A 16,299-nucleotide genomic window follows, 5' to 3' on the forward strand; every position below is an offset into this window, starting at 1 on the left:
CTTATTCGCCCTGCTTGTCGTGGTCCGGCGCGCCGGCGTGCTGGTCTGCTGCGTTGCCCTGGTCTTTCGCCAGCGTTTGCAACTGCTGCGTGTTGTTGAGCACTTCGCTCAACAGGTCTTCGAGCTTGTCGTTGCCGGCCAGCTTGTTGCGCAGATCGGCCAGCTTCGAACGCGCTTCGAGCAGACGGCGCAGCGGTTCGATCTGTGCGACCACCTCATCCGGACTGAAATCGGCCATCGACTTGAAACGCAGGTCGACCGCAAATTTGCCACCCACTTCGCTCAGGCGGTTTTCCACCTGAAATGCGGCGCGCGGCTCGATCGCCTTCATCACGTCGTCAAAATTGTCGCGGTCGATGTTGACGAACTTGCGATCGCGCAGCTTCGGCTGCTCGACTTCGGACTGTCCGGCCAGATCGGCAACCACGCCGACGACGAACGGCAGTTCTTTCACCTCGATCGCATCGCCACGCTCAACTTCATACGTGAGTTGAACGCGCGGCGGCCGCACTTTTTGCAAACGTTTTTGAATACTTTCTTTCTTCGCCATCGTCGGCTCCCGGATGCAGATAGATCAGGCGTGTGGATCAGCGCAGCGCGCTGAACGGATCGGACGCGCCGCCGCTTTGCGCTGCTTTGGCGGGCGCGGCAGGCGCGGCCGGTGCCGGCGCGGCGGGAGCTGCCGCCGTGGCGGCCGGAGCCGCGGCGCCGGGGGTTGCTTCCGGCGTATCCGTGGTCTTACCCTTGGCGACGCGGTGAATAACGCGCTTCTTCTTCACGACGGGCTTGTCGTTCGGGTCAGGCGGGAACAACGTGGCTTCGCCGAGTGTGTCGCGCAACTGCTTGGCGAGCGCTTGCGCGTCCGACTTCGCATCGCCCGCGAGCGACGCATCCTGACGCAGTTCGCCAAGCGACTGCGTAGCCACGCGCAGGCCGGCGACAGCCAGCACGCTCTTGGCCTGACGATCGGTCTGGTCGCGCTGCAGCGCTTCTTGCGCGGCGACAATAGCCTGGCCGTAATGACCCTGCGTGAACTGGATCTGCGCAATGCGCGACCACGGTTCCTCACGCGTCGGATCGGATTTGGCTAATTGCTGATAAAGCGAGATGGCGCGGTCCTGGTCACCACCCTTCGCGACGGTGTCCGCGTCCGCGAGTTGCTTATTAAAAGCCTCCGGTGTGGTCGCCACGTTGTTGCCCTGTGTCGCGCAACCGGCAATCACGCCGCATGCCAACACTACCCCAGATAGTTTTACTAACAGACGCTGATTCATCGTTTTTCACCGACGTGCGATTTTTTTAATTCAAGGAGAAACCGGGTTTTGCTTTGCTTCAACTGCGCGGGTATAGTACAGGCCAATTTTCGATAATTCAACTTTCGTGTGAAGAAGCATTGCACAAAAAAAATGCATGTGGATGATTTAAACGAAACATGCAGAAATTGTTTCCTGGTGCAATAGTGGAAATGCGAGAAGCGGAAAAAATTTCCGCGCGCAAGACATGCGGACGCGTGAGTGCCGGGGCGCAATGCGCTTTGCATCAAACGGCATTAGGCGCTATAGCGTGATTGCAAAATTACCGGATTGATTTCGTTATTGATGTTCTGACGGGGGACGGCGCCGAGCCGGTCGATGTATATGAATTCGCGTCTTGTTCGCCATGCATCGGTATTGATTGCCAGCCTCGCGGTGTGCGCGCTGCTGGGCGGCTGCGCGGCCGCCGTGCCGGCGCTGGGAGCCGCAGCCAACGCGGTTTTGCAGGCGAGCGGGCTCGGCAAACCCGAGGTGCCGGACGCCCAGAAACCGCCCCGCAATGTCGGCCTGACCTTATACGCGGCGCAGAATCTGAATGCCGCCAATGACAACCGCCCATTGGCGCTGATCGTGCGGCTTTATGTGTTGAAAGACCCCACCTCATTCCAGCAGGCGCCATTCGACGCCTTTACCGATCCGGCCAAGGAAAAGACCACTCTGGGCGGCGATCTGCTGGGCGTGCGCGAAGTGACGCTGATCCCCGGTCAACGTTACACCGTCACCGAAAAAGTCTCGCGCGAAGCTCAGGCATTCGGTATCGTCGCGCTATTCCGCGACCCGGCCATGCAGCGTTGGAAATTCGCCTTCGACCCGGCGAAGTCGGAGAAATCCGGCATAATGATTGGCCTGCATAACTGTGCAATGACGGTGACTAACGGCACCGTGATCCCACCTGAACAGGGATTGCCCGCCCAGCCGCTGAATATGCTTTCTTCGGTAAGTTGTGGTTAAAGATGCCGGGCATATACGATTTAACAGTTTTTAGAGAATTAACAATGCGGCGCTCGAATCGGTTATCTCCGGGCGCGCCACACGCTGAACGCATATAACAGGTTTGAGATGAGTTATTCCGCAAAAGTGCTTTGGGGGGAAGGCCTGTTTCTAAGGCCGCAGCATTTTCAGCGTCAGGACGCCTATCACGAGGCGCGCCTGTTCGAATCGATCCAGGCGATCCAGCCATACAACTGGGGCGTACGGTCGGCGCGTCTGGACCGCGACGCGCTCGGCAGCAACGTGCTGCGCGTGAGCGAACTCTCGCTGGTGTTTCCTGACGGGGCGCTCTACTCCGCGCCGCAAGCCGACGACCTGCCGCCGCCGATCGCGCTCGACACGCTGCCCGACGGCATCAATGAATTCACGTTTTATCTGGCACTGCATCCGCTGCGAGAAACCGGCGCGAACTATTCGCAAGACAGCAACGCGGGCTTCGTGTCGCGCTACGTCAGCGAGCAGACACCGGTGGCCGATCATTTCACTGACGCCGCCGAAGCCGACATCACCTTCCTGAAGACCAGCGTCAAACTCATTGCGCATAGTGAGCCGCGCGACCAGTTGCTGTCGGTGCCGCTCGTGCGCGTGCGCCGCACCGCCACGTCCGGTTTTGAAATCGACGACACGTTCGTGCCGCCCTGCCTCGCGATCGACGCGTCGCCGATCCTGCATCAACGGCTGCGTCAGCTGATCGACGCGCTGCAAGCCAAGGTCAACGCGCTGTATGGTTTTCACCGCGAGCCGACCAAGAACATCATCGAGTTCCGTTCGGGCGACATCGCTTCGTTCTGGCTGCTGCATACCGCGAGCGCCGCGTTTGCTTCGCTTGCGCATCTTTATCAGCATTCGGCGCTGCATCCGGAACGTCTGTTTCAGGAATTGCTGCGTCTGGCCGGCCAGCTCATGACGTTTTCGAAGGGCTACGCCTTGTCCGACCTGCCGGCTTACCGGCATGACGATCCGGGCCCCGGTTTTGCGCGCCTCGACACGATCCTGCGCGATCTGCTCGAAACCGTGATCTCCACGCGCTACTTCGCGATCGCGCTCGAAGAAGTCCGTCCGTCGTTCCATGCGGGCCGCCTCGACTCGGGCAAGATCGACGACAAGACCCAGTTCTACATCGCGGTCTCCGCAGACATGCCGACCGCGGAACTCGTCGAAGCCGTACCGGCCCGCTTCAAGGTCGGTGCGCCGGACGACGTCGACAAGCTGGTGCTCTCGGCCATGCCCGGCGTGCGTCTCGTCTACACCCCGCAAGTACCGCCCGCCATTCCGGTGCGCCCGGGTGCGTGCTACTTCTCGTGCGAATCGCGCGGCGCATTGTATGACCGTATGTTGCAGGCCCAATCGGCAATGATCTACACGCCGTCGGGCATCAACGATCTTCAACTCGAACTGATCGCCGTCACATCATGAGCTACGCGCCTTCCCTGTTTGGCGGCAGCACGCCTGCCGCGACGCCCGCCCCCATGACCGAGCCGAGCTACCAGGTCCGCTCGCTGCTCGATCTGCTGTACGACGGCTTCTTCATGCTGTTTTTGTTGAAGAATGGCCGCGAGCCCGGCGACGCGCACGAGTTCAGCCAGCGTATCCAGCAGTTTCTCGGCGACTTCGAGCGCGGCGCGAAAAAACTCAATGCGTCGGCGGAAGACGTCTACGCATCCAAGTTTGCGTTCTGCGCGGCCATCGACGAATCAGTGTTGTCGTCGACCTTCAAGATCCGCACTGAATGGGAGCGCCGGCCGTTGCAACTGGTGCTGTTCGGCGAGCAACTGGCGGGCGAGAAATTCTTCCAGTATCTGGAGGAATGCCGCGCACAGGGTGCCGCGCGTTTGCAGTCGCTCGAAGTGTTCCACATGTGCCTGCTGCTCGGCTTCCAGGGCAAGTATCTGCTCGAAGGACCGGAGAAGCTCGCCTATCTGACCGCGCGCATCGGCGACGAAATCGCGCATATGAAGGGCAAGCGCGCGCCGTTCGCGCCGCACTGGCCGCTGCCGGATCAGGTCGCTCACCGCCTCAAACGCGAGGTGCCGTTGTGGTCGATCGGCGCGGTGTTCGCTCTGGTCGGCCTGCTCGCCTATCTCGGGCTGAACACCTATCTGCGCGATCAGACGTTGCGCACACTCGCGCCGTATTCGCAGGTGGTCAAGCTTGGCCCGCAATCGGCCACGTTGACGATTTCGTTGCCGTAAATCAGGACGGCTGCACTTGAAGAAAAAAAGGCGGTCCGCAAAACGGACCGCCTTTTTTAATGCCAGACAAACGCTTCAAAGCGTCGACCTACCCGCCGACGCTTCAGCACTGCCCGCTTACTGCGATTCTTCCGCCCACACCGCGTTTTCACGCGCCATCAGCGCCGTCGATGCAGCCGGTCCAAACGTGCCAGCCGTATAGCCACGCGGTTTATCGCCCGACTTGGCCCAGCCTTCCAGAATCGGCTCCGCCCACGCCCATGCCGCTTCGAGTTCGTCACGGCGCATGAAGTGCGTGAGGCGTCCGCGAATCACGTCGATCAGCAAACGCTCGTACGCTTCCGCGCGGCGCTCGGTGAAAGCCTGCTGCAAGTCGAGATTCAGGTTCACCGGCAGCATGTGCATGCCACTACCCGGTTCCTTCGCGAGCACCTGCAACTGGATCGACTCTTCGGGCTGCAACTGGATCACAAGCCGGTTGCCGTAATTGCGCCCGCTATTGCCGTTCGGGATGATCGAGAAAGGCAGCTCGGAAAACTCGATGACGATCTCCGACACCTTCTTTTGCATCCGCTTGCCGGTGCGCAGGAAAAACGGCACGTGAGCCCAGCGCCAGTTGTTGATATGCGCGCGCAACGCGACGAAAGTCTCGGCACGGCTGCCGGCCGGCACATTGTCTTCTTCCTGATAACCCTTCACCGCCTCGCCGTCCACGGCGCCCGCGGTGTACTGGCCGCGCACGGTATCGCGTGCGATGTCCTCGGGCGTCATGGGCCGTAGCGAACGCAGCACCTTGAGTTTTTCGTCGCGCACCGCATCCGGGTCGAGCGACACCGGCGGCTCCATGGCAACGATGCACAGCAATTGCAGCAAGTGGTTCTGCACCATGTCGCGCAGCGCGCCGGTTTTGTCGTAGAAGCCCGCACGGCTGCCTACGCCGACCGTTTCCGCCACCGTGATCTGCACGCTCTTGATATACGGCGCCTGCCACAGCGGGCCGAAAATCGGATTACCGAAGCGCAGCACCATCAGGTTCTGCACGGTTTCCTTACCAAGGTAGTGGTCGATCCGGTAGATCTGCGCTTCGCTGAAATGCTTGCCGACCGCCGTGTTGATCTCCTGCGCGGAGGCCAGATCGTGGCCCAGCGGTTTCTCGAGGACGACCCGCGAATTCCCGTCGATCAGTCCGGCCGCCGAAAGGTTGTCGCAAATATTCGTGAACAGATCCGGCGAGGTCGCGAGATAAAACACCCGCCGCACATCTTCGCGCGATGTCTCTTTCAGGCGCTGGTAGTCCTCGATCGAATCGACGTCCATGCGCACGTATTCGAACAGCGCGAGGAATTTGTCCCAGGCGGCGGCATCGAACGCTTTCTTTTCGATGAAGGGCTTCGCCTTCGCTTCCATGAATTCGGTGATGTACTCCTCACGCGACCACGGCTTGCGGCCGATCGTGAGAATGCGGGTATCCGGCGGCAGATTGCAGTGCAGATGCGCCATGTAGAGCGCGGGCAGCAGCTTGCGAAACGACAGGTCGCCGGTGCCGCCGAAGATGATCATGTCGAGCGGCAGGTCGGGAGTAGCTGAAGCGGATTGGGTCGTCATAGCGCGGTCGCAGCGTCGTGATAGGCGTCAAGTCAAAGGACAAAGGGCAAAAGATGCCGGCGGACCGGCGCCTTTTTTCTGGCAAACGCCTATGGTGCAACGTTTTGAGATTGTTTGCACGGCAACATGTGCCGCAGGTTGGCGCAAGATGCCAACCCGGCCCTGCTTGCCATCATCCGCCGGCGCGGCAAACGGCCTGCGATCAGCCGCCCGACAAGGCTTCGCGCGCCACCCGGCAGGCCGCCAGATCCCACGCCGCGCAGCCGACACTTTTAAAAACAATCGCTTGTTCCGCCGGCAACAATGCAGCGTTCCCTACCACGGCTGCAATTCCACCGACCCGTGCCCAATCGACGCCGGCCTGAATGAAGTCACCGGCTTCGTGCCTCGCGCCAGCTTCGTCGTCGACGAACAGCGCGCTGCCCTCGATCGTGCGCGCGCCGATCTCGACCATGGCCGGCGTGAACGCACCGACGCCGATCACGAGCCGGTTCGGGCGCGCCGCTTCGTCGTAGACGGCCTGCTTGCTGGTGGTGAGCGCAATCACCACGTCGATCGCGGTGGGGATGGCTGCTTCAGGGTCGGCCAGTGGCTGCAGGTCGCGTACCTTGCAACCTTGCGCACCCTGGACCCGATGGGCGGCGCAGAACGCCGCGGCGCGCGCGGGCGCACTGCCCTTCACCCACACGCGCGCGTCGGGGAACAGGTCGCCGATCGCTTCCAGATGGTTCGCTGCCTGCGTGCCGGTGCCGATCAGCAGGAATTCACGCGGCCTCGCCGGCGCGAAAGTGAGTACGCCGAGCATCGACATCGCCGCCGTGCGACGCCCGGTCACCGTCGGGCCGTCGAGGATGAAAAGCGTCTCGCCGGTATCGGCGTCGAAGGCCATCACCTGGCCATGGATGGTCGGGATGCCGCGCGGCCCATTGCTCGCGCATACGTTGACCAGCTTGTGGATCGCGAGATCGGGCGCGGTTGCCGGCATCGACAGCATGATGCCGCCCTCGTTGAGCGGCACGACGAGCCGCTCAGGACTCACGATGCGTTGCTGTGCATAGTCGATGCTCGCGCGCTTCAACGCGTCGACAAGCGTTGCATAGGGGATCAGCCGCGTAGTGGCGGCGGCATCGAAAATCGGCATGGTCGGGTGGGTCATAAGCAGGCGTTTCCTGTCCAGGCAAGTTGGTATGTTCGATTCAGCGCACCAGAAAACCGTAAGTCAGCGGATCGCGTTCGTCGATGATCCAGTTTGCAAAGCCAAGCACATGCGCCTCGCCTTCGATCTCCGGGATCACCGCGTCGAAGCGGCCGAGTTTCGTCTCGGACAACACGCGGCCGCGAAAAATCGTGCCGATCACCGATTCGTTGACCAACGTCTCATTGCGGCCCAACTCGCCGCGCAGATAAAGTTGCGCAACGCGGCCGGCGGTGCCGGAACCGGTCGGCGAGCGGTCCACTTCCCGGTCGGCGAACACACAGCAATTGGCCTGCGTCGAACCGGCATGCCGCGGCACGTTGTCGATGATCGTGGCGTAGATGTGGTTGATTTCCGGAATCAGCGGGTGCTCGACCTTGAAGGCCGCGTTCGCCGCGCGTTTGACTTCATCGCCGAACTGGATCAACCGGTCGATCTCAGTCTCGCGCACGTTCAGATCGAAGGGCTTGCCCGACGTGTAGAAATAGAACGCGCCGCCGAACGCGATATCGCCGCGCACCTCGCCGAAACTGGGCGTGTGCACCGTCACGTCGCGCTGCCAGATGAACGAAGGCACGTTGACGAAGCGCACGTGCCCCGCCTGCTCGCCGTCCCATTGCACGAACGCTTCGATGAAGCCGCACGGCGCGTCGATACCGACACGGGTTTCCGGCTCGCTGCGCTCGATCCAGCCAAGCGCAACAGCCGCGGTCGCAAGCGCGATCACGCCGTGGCCGCAATGATCGCTGTAGCCTTCGTTGTGCACGAAGATCACGCCGAAGTCGGCGCTTTCGCTTACCGGTTCCGTCAGGTAACCGCCGTACATATCGGCGTGGCCGCGCGGTTCGAGCATCAACGCGCGGCGCAGGTGATCGGCGTGCTCCTTGAGCCACGCGCGCCGCTCGACAATGGTCTTGCCCGGAAACTTCGGCAAGCCGCTCGTGACAATGCGAAACGGTTCGCCGGCGGTGTGCACTTCGACCGTGCTGATCATGCGGTTCAGCTTCATGTTGGCAACCTTCCTGCGTGTAGAGAAGGGAAAACTTCAGCGAATGAACCCTGTCGTGCTTCTGGCAGCATGCACTCGCCGCCGGACATTTCGCTCAGATCCGGCTCGTAGGCGGTTCACGTTTCGTCCACATGGCGCGCCGACTGGATCACCATCAGCAGATCGCCCGGTTCGATCGGACACGGTTCGTCTTCATAGAACGACAGCATGCGCCCCGCCCGGATCAGCCCGACCACCACCGCGCCCGGCAGCGCATTGCTCCAGCGGCCGACTTCCAGCGCGGTGGCCGGACGTTCCACCAGATTAACCCGGCCGCGAGCCGACAGCAGATCGTTGATGAACGGCACGATGTAGTTGCTGTCCACCGCGTCGGCGAGCAACAGGCCGCCGATCTTGGTCGACGACACGATCACGTCGGCGCCGGCCTGGCGCAACTGGCGCTGGTAGGTTTGCTCCTGAATCCGCACGACGATCTTCGTATCCGGCGCAACGCTGCGCACAGTCAGCGTGAGCAGGATCGCGATGGCGTCGTCGCTGACCGCGATGATCACCGCCTTGGCGATGCGCACCTGCGCCTGCTGCAACAGATCTTCGCGCGACGGATCGCCGAGCAGGCCCGCCACGCCCAGCGCGGTGGCCGCTTCGAGCGCGTCCTGCTGGGAATCGATGACGACGATCGCGTCCGCCGCAAAGCCGCTTTCCAGCAACTCGCGCACCGCGACCGAACCGCTCAATCCGTAGCCGCACACCACGACGTGATCGCGCAGTTGTTTTTGCAGGCGTTTCATGCGGAATTCCTCGATGACGCGTTGAATGACGAACTGATAAGCGGTGCCCAGAAACACGAACCAGATAACGATACGGATCGGCACGATGAAGAAGGCATCGATGAGCCGCGCGCGGGCAGTGACCGGCACGATATCGCCATAGCCGACGGTGGCAACGGTGACCATCGTGAAGTACATCAGGTCGACGATGCCGAGCACCTTGCGATTGGCATCGCGCAGGCCGTCGCGATCGAGATAAAGCACGGCAAAGGCCAGCACGCACAGGCCAAGCACGAGGTAGATACGCTGCAGCAGCACGCGTTGCGGCGACGCTGCGGGACGCGTGAACAGCGTGCGGGCGCGCGGCGGCTGCCAGGGGGTGCGGGCACGGCGCGGCAGACGAAAGCGCGGTGGGCGTGGCTGCGGGTGTGGCTGATCAGACACGCGGCTACTCCGGGAATCGGGAACAAGCGATTCTACGACGCCCGGCGCGCCGTGGGGCCGGATCGCGGGATCGCGGCCGCAACGCAGAGGTTAGCGGTGATTCATCGGCAAGCGGCAGCGCGCCGCCGCCGGGTTCACTGCGAGGCGGCGTTAGCCTTGGCGCCGTCTTTCTTGCCGCCCTTGAACATCGCCCGGCACGCGGGGCTGAGTTCGTCGACGTGCTGCTTCATGCAGGCGGTGATTTTTTCCTTGTTCGGAATATCAGCGGCGCAAAAATGCATCGCGTCGCCGCGACAGGCTTTGGCCTGATCGTCCTCGGTGGCGGCACTCGCCGCGTTGACAGCGCTGAACACGGCAAGGCTCGCGGCGAGCAAGGCGAAGGTTCGGTTCATGACTCGTTCCAGTATCGCTAAGGTCGGTGTCAAGTCCCGCAGCAGAAAACGGGCCCGATCAGTTCGCCGGCATATCGGGCATATCGGGCATATCGGGCATATCGGGCATATCGGGCATATCGGGCATATCGGGCATATCGGGCATATCGGGCGTATCGGGCATATCGGGCGTATCGCTTGCCTGCTGCCCTGCCTTGCGCACGACTCGAGTGAGCGTCATGCCACGCCCTGCGTAGAAACGCGCCATCGTTGCGAACGGCAGGTACACATCCGCCTGGTGAGGCGCTATGCCCGACGGGTTATGAAACCATACGCCATCGCGATCGCGTCCGTGCAGCAGGATCAGATGGCCGCCCTGGTGCTGATTCGGCCGCTCCGGATAGCGGATTTCGGGGCTCACGGAAGCAATCGCCAACGTGTCGCCGTCGATGCGCACGGCGATCTCTTCGAGCGGCGCCTGCGGCAGCACCTCGACCTGAATGCCGAATGCCTCGCCGACCCAATCGGCGAACGGCCGGTAGATCAGGCCGTCGACGCCGCCGTCATCGCGCAGCCGGTACACGCCGTGACGCAATGCTTCATCGAGCAGTGCGGCGCGCGGGGCGTGTTCGATGCCCCAGTAATCGAGCGCGGATTCGAGGCAGGTCAGACCGCACAGGCGTTTGGCCCAGAAACGGTAACGCTCCGGGTCGGCGAAACCGCTGCGCTGCCAGTGTGGGTCGTCGCACGGGTCCGCCTGATGTTCGACGATGTGGCCCACCCAGTCGGGGCTGCCCCATTGCGTGTAGTACGGCACGTCGGTGTGGCGTAGCGTCGGTGAGTTCATGAATCTCGCGCGGTCGGTAGAAGATGTTTTGACCGCATGCTACACGGCCATCCGTGAGAGAGACAGGCAGAGGAAATTTATTCGCGGCACAAATATTTGTCATTTATTCGCCAGACAGATATTTACCGAATATGCGTCACACGAATATTTGACAAATATCTGTGTGACGCATAAAGTGCATTTATTCGTCTTGCGGATAATTCACCATGATCCACCTCGTCGCCACGCCGGACCAGATGGCCCAACTGCTGAGCGCCGGGCGGCGCCAGGCCGGCTTTACCCAGGCCGAAGCCGCCGCGCGCATCGGCATCAGCCAAAGCCGCATCTCGGCGCTCGAAACCGATGCCAGCGCCCTCACTCTCGCACAATTGCTGGCGCTGTGCGGCGCCTACGGCCTGCAATTGCAAGTGCGCGACAAGAACCAGCCGGTGCCTGAACCGGCGCCTCTGGTCGAGTGGTAAGCATGGGCCGGCAAACGCATTCACGGGCGCTTTCGGTGTGGGCCAACGGCGAGCGCGTCGGCGTCTGGCGCCTGCCCACCCGCGGCCCTATGGAATTCGCTTACGACCCGGCATGGATCGCCTCGCCCGCGGGCCGGCCGCTTTCGCTCTCGCTGCCGTTCGCGCCGAACAACGCGGCGAACAAAGGGCCACGGGTGCTCAACTATTTCGACAATCTACTGCCCGACAGCGAGGCAATCAGAAAGCGCATCGCCCAACGCTACCAGACCGATACGCTCGACGCGTTCGACCTGCTGCAAGCCATCGGCCGCGATTGCGTGGGCGCGGTCCAGTTGCTGGCCGAAGACGACGCACCGGCCGGCGTCGAACGCATTGAAGGCACGCCGCTCTCTGACAGCGAGATCGAGGCCATGCTGGCGCGCGCCGTCAGCAACCCCACGCTCGGCACGCGCGACGAAGCGGACGATTTCCGCATCTCGCTCGCCGGCGCGCAGGAGAAAACCGCGCTGCTATGGCACGACGGCAAGTGGCAACGTCCGCATGGCGCCACGCCCACCACACATATCTTCAAGCTGCCGCTCGGACTGGTCGGCAACAAGCTCGCCGACCTCAGCACCTCGGTTGAAAACGAATGGCTGTGTCTGCAAATTTTGCGCGCGTACGGCCTGCCGGTGGCCAACACCGAGATCATGACCTTCGGCAAGCAGCGGGTACTGAGCGTCGAGCGCTTCGACCGGCAATTGCATTCGGGCGGGCAATGGCTGCTGCGCCTGCCGCAGGAGGACTTCTGCCAGGTGTACGGCGTGCCCTCGCATCGCAAGTACGAAAACGAAGGCGGTCCGGGCGTGCTCGATCTCGCGCGGATTCTTCAGCAGTCGGTGTCGGCGCAGCAGGACATCGAAACGCTGCTGGCAAGCCAGATTCTGTTCTGGATGCTGGCGGCGCCTGACGGCCACGCGAAGAACTTCAGCATTCGCCTGCTGGCGGGCGGTCAGTATCGTCTGACGCCGCTTTACGACGTGATGTCGATCTGGCCGGTGGAAGGCAACGGCCCGAATCAATGGTCGTGGTTCAAGGCCAAACTCGCCATGGCAATGTGGTCGCGCAGCAAACACGACGCTTTCCGCGATGTACAGCGGCGCCATTTCAACGCCATGGCGCTGCGGTGCTCGTACGGCGCGAACGCCGAACCGTTGATCCAGCGGCTGATCGAACAGACACCTGAGGTTATCGCGCGGGTCTCGGCCGGGTTACCCGAGCGGTTTCCGGGCAAGGTCGCCGAGCGGATTTTCAAAGGCCTGAAAAGCTCGGCGGCCAGGCTCGACGCCATGCCGTCAGCCTAGGCTCACATCAAGGATCCATCAGAATCCTCCGGAAATACACTGGATACCCCGCCTGGTGATATTTCTTTACAGATACCGTGCGGTTTCATCGGTAAAATAGACTGACTTAATGCTAAAAGCATAAAACAGATTGCCGATTTTTTCCGTTCGCACTCGCACTGACACACTCGGCAACGGTCATACAAAACAGGCCGCGATACTTTTTACGGTACATTTGCTGTCCCCTGCGCCGCCGCGTCAAGTGCATCCAACGTGCATGGCCGCGCTACGCAAGTCGTATCGCACGCCCTACAGCCACCTTTCAATAAGGCAGATTCTCACGCAGCATGACCAACGAAACACACTCACCTGACGCCATCGCGGTTGCCGAGCGCGTGCGCGAGTTGATGAGCCGGCATGGGATCGGCAAACGCCAGCAAACCACTGAGCTATGCCGCATCCTCGATCTGAGTTTTTCGCAGGGGCACCGCAAGCTGCGTGGCAACAGCCCATGGACCCTCTCGCAGATCAAGAAGGTCGCCGAGGTGTTCGGCGAACCTGCGGCCCAGCTATTCGGTGCACAGTCGCTCGATCCGGGCATGGTCGGCGCTATCGCCCAGGAAGCGGTGTTCAGCATCGGCGCGATCGAGCTGGCCTGCACCGCATGGGTCGGCGCCGCGCTCGAACCGGGCAGCCGCCCTGAATTCGTGGCATACCCGAAGCTCGGCCAATGGCGCGTGGCACGCCACGACGGCACGCTTTACCAAAGCGCCTACGAAGTCCACAAGATCGAGATTTATCCGCGCCGCGTCGAAACCGACAAGCCGACCATCGCGGTGGTCGACGACGACCAGGCTTCCGCCGACAACCTGCGCGACTATCTCGAACGCAGCGGTTTCGCAGCGGTTGCGATATACGGCCTTGCGGCATTTGCCGAGCAACTGCAAACGCAGGTTTTCGACGGCGTTGTGATCGACTGGTTATTCGGCTCGCAGACCTCGGCCGAGGCGATTCGCGCGGTGCGGGCGTCGGAAAATCCGGATGCGCCGATTTTCGTGCTGACCGGCGAATTACTGACCGGCAAGGCCAGCGAATCGGAGATCAGCCAGGTCATCCGCAATTACGATGTCGCGTGTTATGAAAAACCCGCGCGTATGGCGATCCTGGTCGCCGATCTGTCCAAACGTCTCAACCGGCCCTGACTTGCCGGCAAGCGGCTGAAGGTGTGTGCTCAGGTTGAGCCCTCCTCCATCTGCTTCTTCCAGAGTTCTTCCTGGGTTCTTCCTGGATATTGCGTCACACCGTATGCCGGGAAACCAAAGCACGCTGCAACGCGTTGCGCAGTTCCTCGTAATGTACCGGCTTTAATAACGCGTCGAAAAACGGCTGCGTACCGGCTTCTCCCGCTTCTCCTGCCACACTGCCTGCACTCCCCGCATTGGCTGAACTAGCCGCACCCGTTGCCTCCGGCGCATAGGCGCTCACCACGATCACCGGCACACCCGACGAAGGCCCGCCACGCGCCGCGAAATCCGCAAGAAACGTATAGCCGTCGCGATCCGGCATATGCAGATCGAGCAGCACCACGTCGCAGCGATGCGCGTCGAGCCACGCGAGCGCGTCATTGGCACTGGAGACCGCGTGCGCGTCGAAATCCATGTGCGCGATCATTTCGCTGAGCGACTCGCGAATCAGCCGGTTGTCGTCGACGATCAGCACGCACGGGCGCGCGCCGACCGGTTCGGCATGCGCCGCCACGCCGGACGGCGCGGTGGCCGCGACGGACGAGACCGGAATCGTCACCGTAAAGGTGGTGCCCTTGCCCACGGTGCTCGCCACCTCGACGGTACCGCCGAACAGCCTGACGAGCCCCTGCACGATCGTGAGTCCCATCCCCGCGCCCTCGAAGCGGCGCGTACGCGACGCGTCCAACTGCGTGAACTCCTGGAAGATCAGCGGAATCTGCGCATGCGGCACGCCCGGTCCCGTATCGCTGACAACAAAGATCAGCAGTGCCGGCCGCTGCCTCAACTGCACGCGCACCGTGCCGGTTTCGGTGTAACGGATCGCGTTGGTGACCAGGTTGTTGACGATCTGGCGAATGCGGTGCGGATCGGAATCGACGAGGCCGCTCATGCCGCTCGCCTCGCTTTCCAGCTTGAGGCCGCGCGCGGCGGCCGACATCGCGTGTTCGTCGACGATCGAGGCCAGCAGCTCACGCGGCTCGAAATGCTCGTGACGCAGCTCGAGCTTGCCGGCGCCAAGGCGCGCATAGTCAGTCAGGTCTTTCATCTGGGCTTCCAGATGCCGCGCCGCGGTTTCGAGCCGCTGGATCACCTTGCGATCGGCCTCGGAGTGATAGTTGAAACCGAGTAACTCGATCGACGACACGATCGCGTGCAAGGGCGTGCGCAGTTCGTGGCTGATCATGCCGAGAAACGCGTCCTTCGCGAGACTCGCCTCGCGCGCCGCGCGGCTCGCCTGGTGCTCCGCTTCGAGTGCGGCATGCTGCTGACGCATCAGACGCGTACGGCGCCGGCCGTTGAGCACCAGCAGCGTGGTCGCGGCTGCCGAGAGCAGCAGCAGCAACAGGCCGCCCGCAAACAGCATGCGGCGCTTGTCGATGAAATCGCGGTTCATCGCCTCACGGTCGGCCACGTCGGCGAAACGGCGGCTCAACGCAAGATCGTTGACCTCATTCCAATGCTGGCGCAGCTCCTCGACGATCTGACTGGCGCGGCTGCGGTCCTTCGGCAAAGCGTCGACTTCAGGCTGGATTCCGTCCAGCAAATGATCGATCGAGTGGATCTCGTCCATTTGCCGTTGCAGCAGCGCGAGCTGCGTGGTCAGCCTGCGTGTCGAACCGGCCATCACATGCAGCTTTGATTGCAGCAATTGATAGCGCAGCATGAGCCGCGGATAGTCGTCGTCGACGCCCGATTGATACAGCAGCAACTGGTTCTCGAAACGGGCGTAGGCGATCTGCAGTTGCGCGGCGTCCCAATAGAAACCGTCGTACTGACCGGTCAGCGGCTCGGTCACGCGCGGATTGAGCAGGTTCGCGTACAACAGATAGCCGATTGCGCCGGCCGGCGCCGCAAGCGCGGTCAGCCAGATCAGCACATAGAGGACACGACGCCAGGGGCGGCGTGTTATTTGACGATGAGTGCCTTGATCTGCCATACGAATTTCGAGTCGCCCGCCGCGCCCATGAGTTCATCGGGGAATGCGTCGCGCGGATAGATAAGAAACAGCGGCCCGAAGTCGCTGATCTTCAGGCGCTGGCCGTTCATGCTGTACGCAACGACCACGCCGTAGCGAGCGCAGTCCGACACCGGAATGGTGTACGTATAGTCGTCGAGCGTATGGATCTCGACCGCGCTGCCGGATGCGCCGACTATCTTCAGGATATCCGCCAGCAGCGGTCCTGTGAAGGTGGAGCGCGGCGTCCAGGTGGTGGCGGTCGTAATCGAATGGGCCGGCAGCGCCAGCAGTTGCGCCTCGGTGAAGTGATACGACTTGTGCGCGGCATCGTTGGTCTTGCTGATCTTGCCCGTCACGTCGAGCGATAACGGCAACAGCTCCGCCTGCGCCTGTGCCTGCATGCTCCACGCAACGCATGCGAGGAGCAGACCCAGCCCCCACCATGCACTCCAGTTCCCGCCTTTGCTGCCGCTCAGCTTGGTCATCTGCCTGGTTATTCCATCGTTTGTTATTTTTTCGGACGGCGACGCGTGTCACCCCGACGCGCGATCTTTGATCCGCATGCATAATATCGCCAAA

15 protein-coding genes and 1 pseudogene are annotated in these 16,299 nt (G+C 62.1%); 6 read left to right on the forward strand and 10 right to left on the reverse strand.

Annotated elements, in window-relative coordinates; translation table 11 throughout:
- Position 1 precedes the first annotated feature (1 nt).
- Both tssB and GH665_RS31000 read right to left on the reverse strand, forming a co-directional pair.
- Positions 2 to 550, reverse strand: a complete 549-nt coding sequence (gene tssB / locus GH665_RS30995) for a type VI secretion system contractile sheath small subunit (RefSeq protein WP_153140974.1) — start codon at positions 548 to 550, stop codon at positions 2 to 4.
- Positions 551 to 587: 37 nt separating this feature from the next.
- The gene (locus GH665_RS31000) at positions 588 to 1,274 is read right to left on the reverse strand and encodes a tetratricopeptide repeat protein (RefSeq protein WP_153140975.1); all 687 of its coding nucleotides are present in this window, start codon (positions 1,272 to 1,274) and stop codon (positions 588 to 590) included.
- Positions 1,275 to 1,637: 363 nt separating this feature from the next.
- Here GH665_RS31000 and tssJ point away from each other — a divergent pair, with 363 nt between their 5' ends.
- From tssJ to icmH, 3 genes are all read left to right on the forward strand, one after another.
- Positions 1,638 to 2,264: a type VI secretion system lipoprotein TssJ gene (gene tssJ, locus GH665_RS31005; RefSeq protein ID WP_153142381.1), complete on the forward strand. Its 627-nt coding sequence runs from the start codon at positions 1,638 to 1,640 to the stop codon at positions 2,262 to 2,264.
- Positions 2,265 to 2,372: 108 nt separating this feature from the next.
- Positions 2,373 to 3,719 carry a type VI secretion system baseplate subunit TssK gene (tssK, locus tag GH665_RS31010; protein ID WP_153140976.1) on the forward strand — a complete coding sequence of 449 codons (1,347 nt, stop codon included), beginning with the start codon at positions 2,373 to 2,375 and terminating at the stop codon, positions 3,717 to 3,719.
- A complete protein-coding gene (gene icmH, locus GH665_RS31015) occupies positions 3,716 to 4,495 on the forward strand; it encodes a type IVB secretion system protein IcmH/DotU (RefSeq protein ID WP_028197294.1) in 780 nt (259 codons plus the stop codon). Before tssK ends, icmH begins: the two co-directional genes overlap by 4 nt.
- Before the next feature lie 117 nt (positions 4,496 to 4,612).
- On the opposite strand, the gene zwf is transcribed toward icmH, so the two are convergent.
- The 6 genes and pseudogenes from zwf to GH665_RS31045 form a co-directional block, all read right to left on the reverse strand.
- Positions 4,613 to 6,100: a glucose-6-phosphate dehydrogenase gene (zwf, locus tag GH665_RS31020; RefSeq protein WP_153140977.1), complete on the reverse strand. Its 1,488-nt coding sequence runs from the start codon at positions 6,098 to 6,100 to the stop codon at positions 4,613 to 4,615.
- Between the two features lie 202 nt (positions 6,101 to 6,302).
- A complete protein-coding gene (gene lhpI, locus GH665_RS31025; protein WP_153140978.1) occupies positions 6,303 to 7,256 on the reverse strand; it encodes a bifunctional Delta(1)-pyrroline-2-carboxylate/Delta(1)-piperideine-2-carboxylate reductase in 954 nt (317 codons plus the stop codon).
- 40 nt (positions 7,257 to 7,296) lie between these two features.
- Positions 7,297 to 8,304, reverse strand: a complete 1,008-nt coding sequence (gene lhpH / locus GH665_RS31030) for a trans-3-hydroxy-L-proline dehydratase (RefSeq protein ID WP_153140979.1) — start codon at positions 8,302 to 8,304, stop codon at positions 7,297 to 7,299.
- 116 nt (positions 8,305 to 8,420) lie between these two features.
- Positions 8,421 to 9,515 (reverse strand): potassium channel family protein, encoded by a 1,095-nt coding sequence (locus tag GH665_RS31035; RefSeq protein WP_153140980.1) that lies wholly within the window; start codon positions 9,513 to 9,515, stop codon positions 8,421 to 8,423.
- Positions 9,516 to 9,649: 134 nt separating this feature from the next.
- Complete coding sequence (locus GH665_RS31040) at positions 9,650 to 9,907, reverse strand: hypothetical protein (RefSeq protein ID WP_153140981.1); 258 nt, start codon at positions 9,905 to 9,907, stop codon at positions 9,650 to 9,652.
- A gap of 205 nt (positions 9,908 to 10,112) precedes the next feature.
- Positions 10,113 to 10,733: pseudogene (locus GH665_RS31045) on the reverse strand (C39 family peptidase); the annotation flags it as partial.
- Between the two features lie 206 nt (positions 10,734 to 10,939).
- On the opposite strand from GH665_RS31045, the gene GH665_RS31050 reads away from it, so the two are divergent.
- The 3 genes from GH665_RS31050 to GH665_RS31060 all read left to right on the forward strand — a co-directional run bounded on the left by GH665_RS31050 (position 10,940) and on the right by GH665_RS31060 (position 13,718).
- Positions 10,940 to 11,194, forward strand: a complete 255-nt coding sequence (locus GH665_RS31050; protein ID WP_028197309.1) for a helix-turn-helix transcriptional regulator — start codon at positions 10,940 to 10,942, stop codon at positions 11,192 to 11,194.
- Between the two features lie 2 nt (positions 11,195 to 11,196).
- Positions 11,197 to 12,537, forward strand: a complete 1,341-nt coding sequence (locus tag GH665_RS31055) for a type II toxin-antitoxin system HipA family toxin (RefSeq protein ID WP_153140982.1) — start codon at positions 11,197 to 11,199, stop codon at positions 12,535 to 12,537.
- Between the two features lie 326 nt (positions 12,538 to 12,863).
- Positions 12,864 to 13,718 (forward strand): helix-turn-helix domain-containing protein, encoded by an 855-nt coding sequence (locus tag GH665_RS31060; protein WP_153140983.1) that lies wholly within the window; start codon positions 12,864 to 12,866, stop codon positions 13,716 to 13,718.
- Positions 13,719 to 13,812: 94 nt separating this feature from the next.
- On the opposite strand, the gene GH665_RS31065 is transcribed toward GH665_RS31060, so the two are convergent.
- Positions 13,813 to 15,699, reverse strand: a complete 1,887-nt coding sequence (locus GH665_RS31065) for an ATP-binding response regulator (protein ID WP_153140984.1) — start codon at positions 15,697 to 15,699, stop codon at positions 13,813 to 13,815.
- Complete coding sequence (locus GH665_RS31070; RefSeq protein WP_153140985.1) at positions 15,669 to 16,205, reverse strand: putative pterin-binding protein; 537 nt, start codon at positions 16,203 to 16,205, stop codon at positions 15,669 to 15,671. The genes GH665_RS31065 and GH665_RS31070 overlap by 31 nt, the downstream gene beginning before the upstream one ends.
- Between the last annotated feature and the right edge of the window lie 94 nt (positions 16,206 to 16,299).

Origin of the sequence: Paraburkholderia agricolaris (genome assembly GCF_009455635.1) — a bacterium.
In the GTDB taxonomy this organism is placed as follows: domain Bacteria; phylum Pseudomonadota; class Gammaproteobacteria; order Burkholderiales; family Burkholderiaceae; genus Paraburkholderia; species Paraburkholderia agricolaris.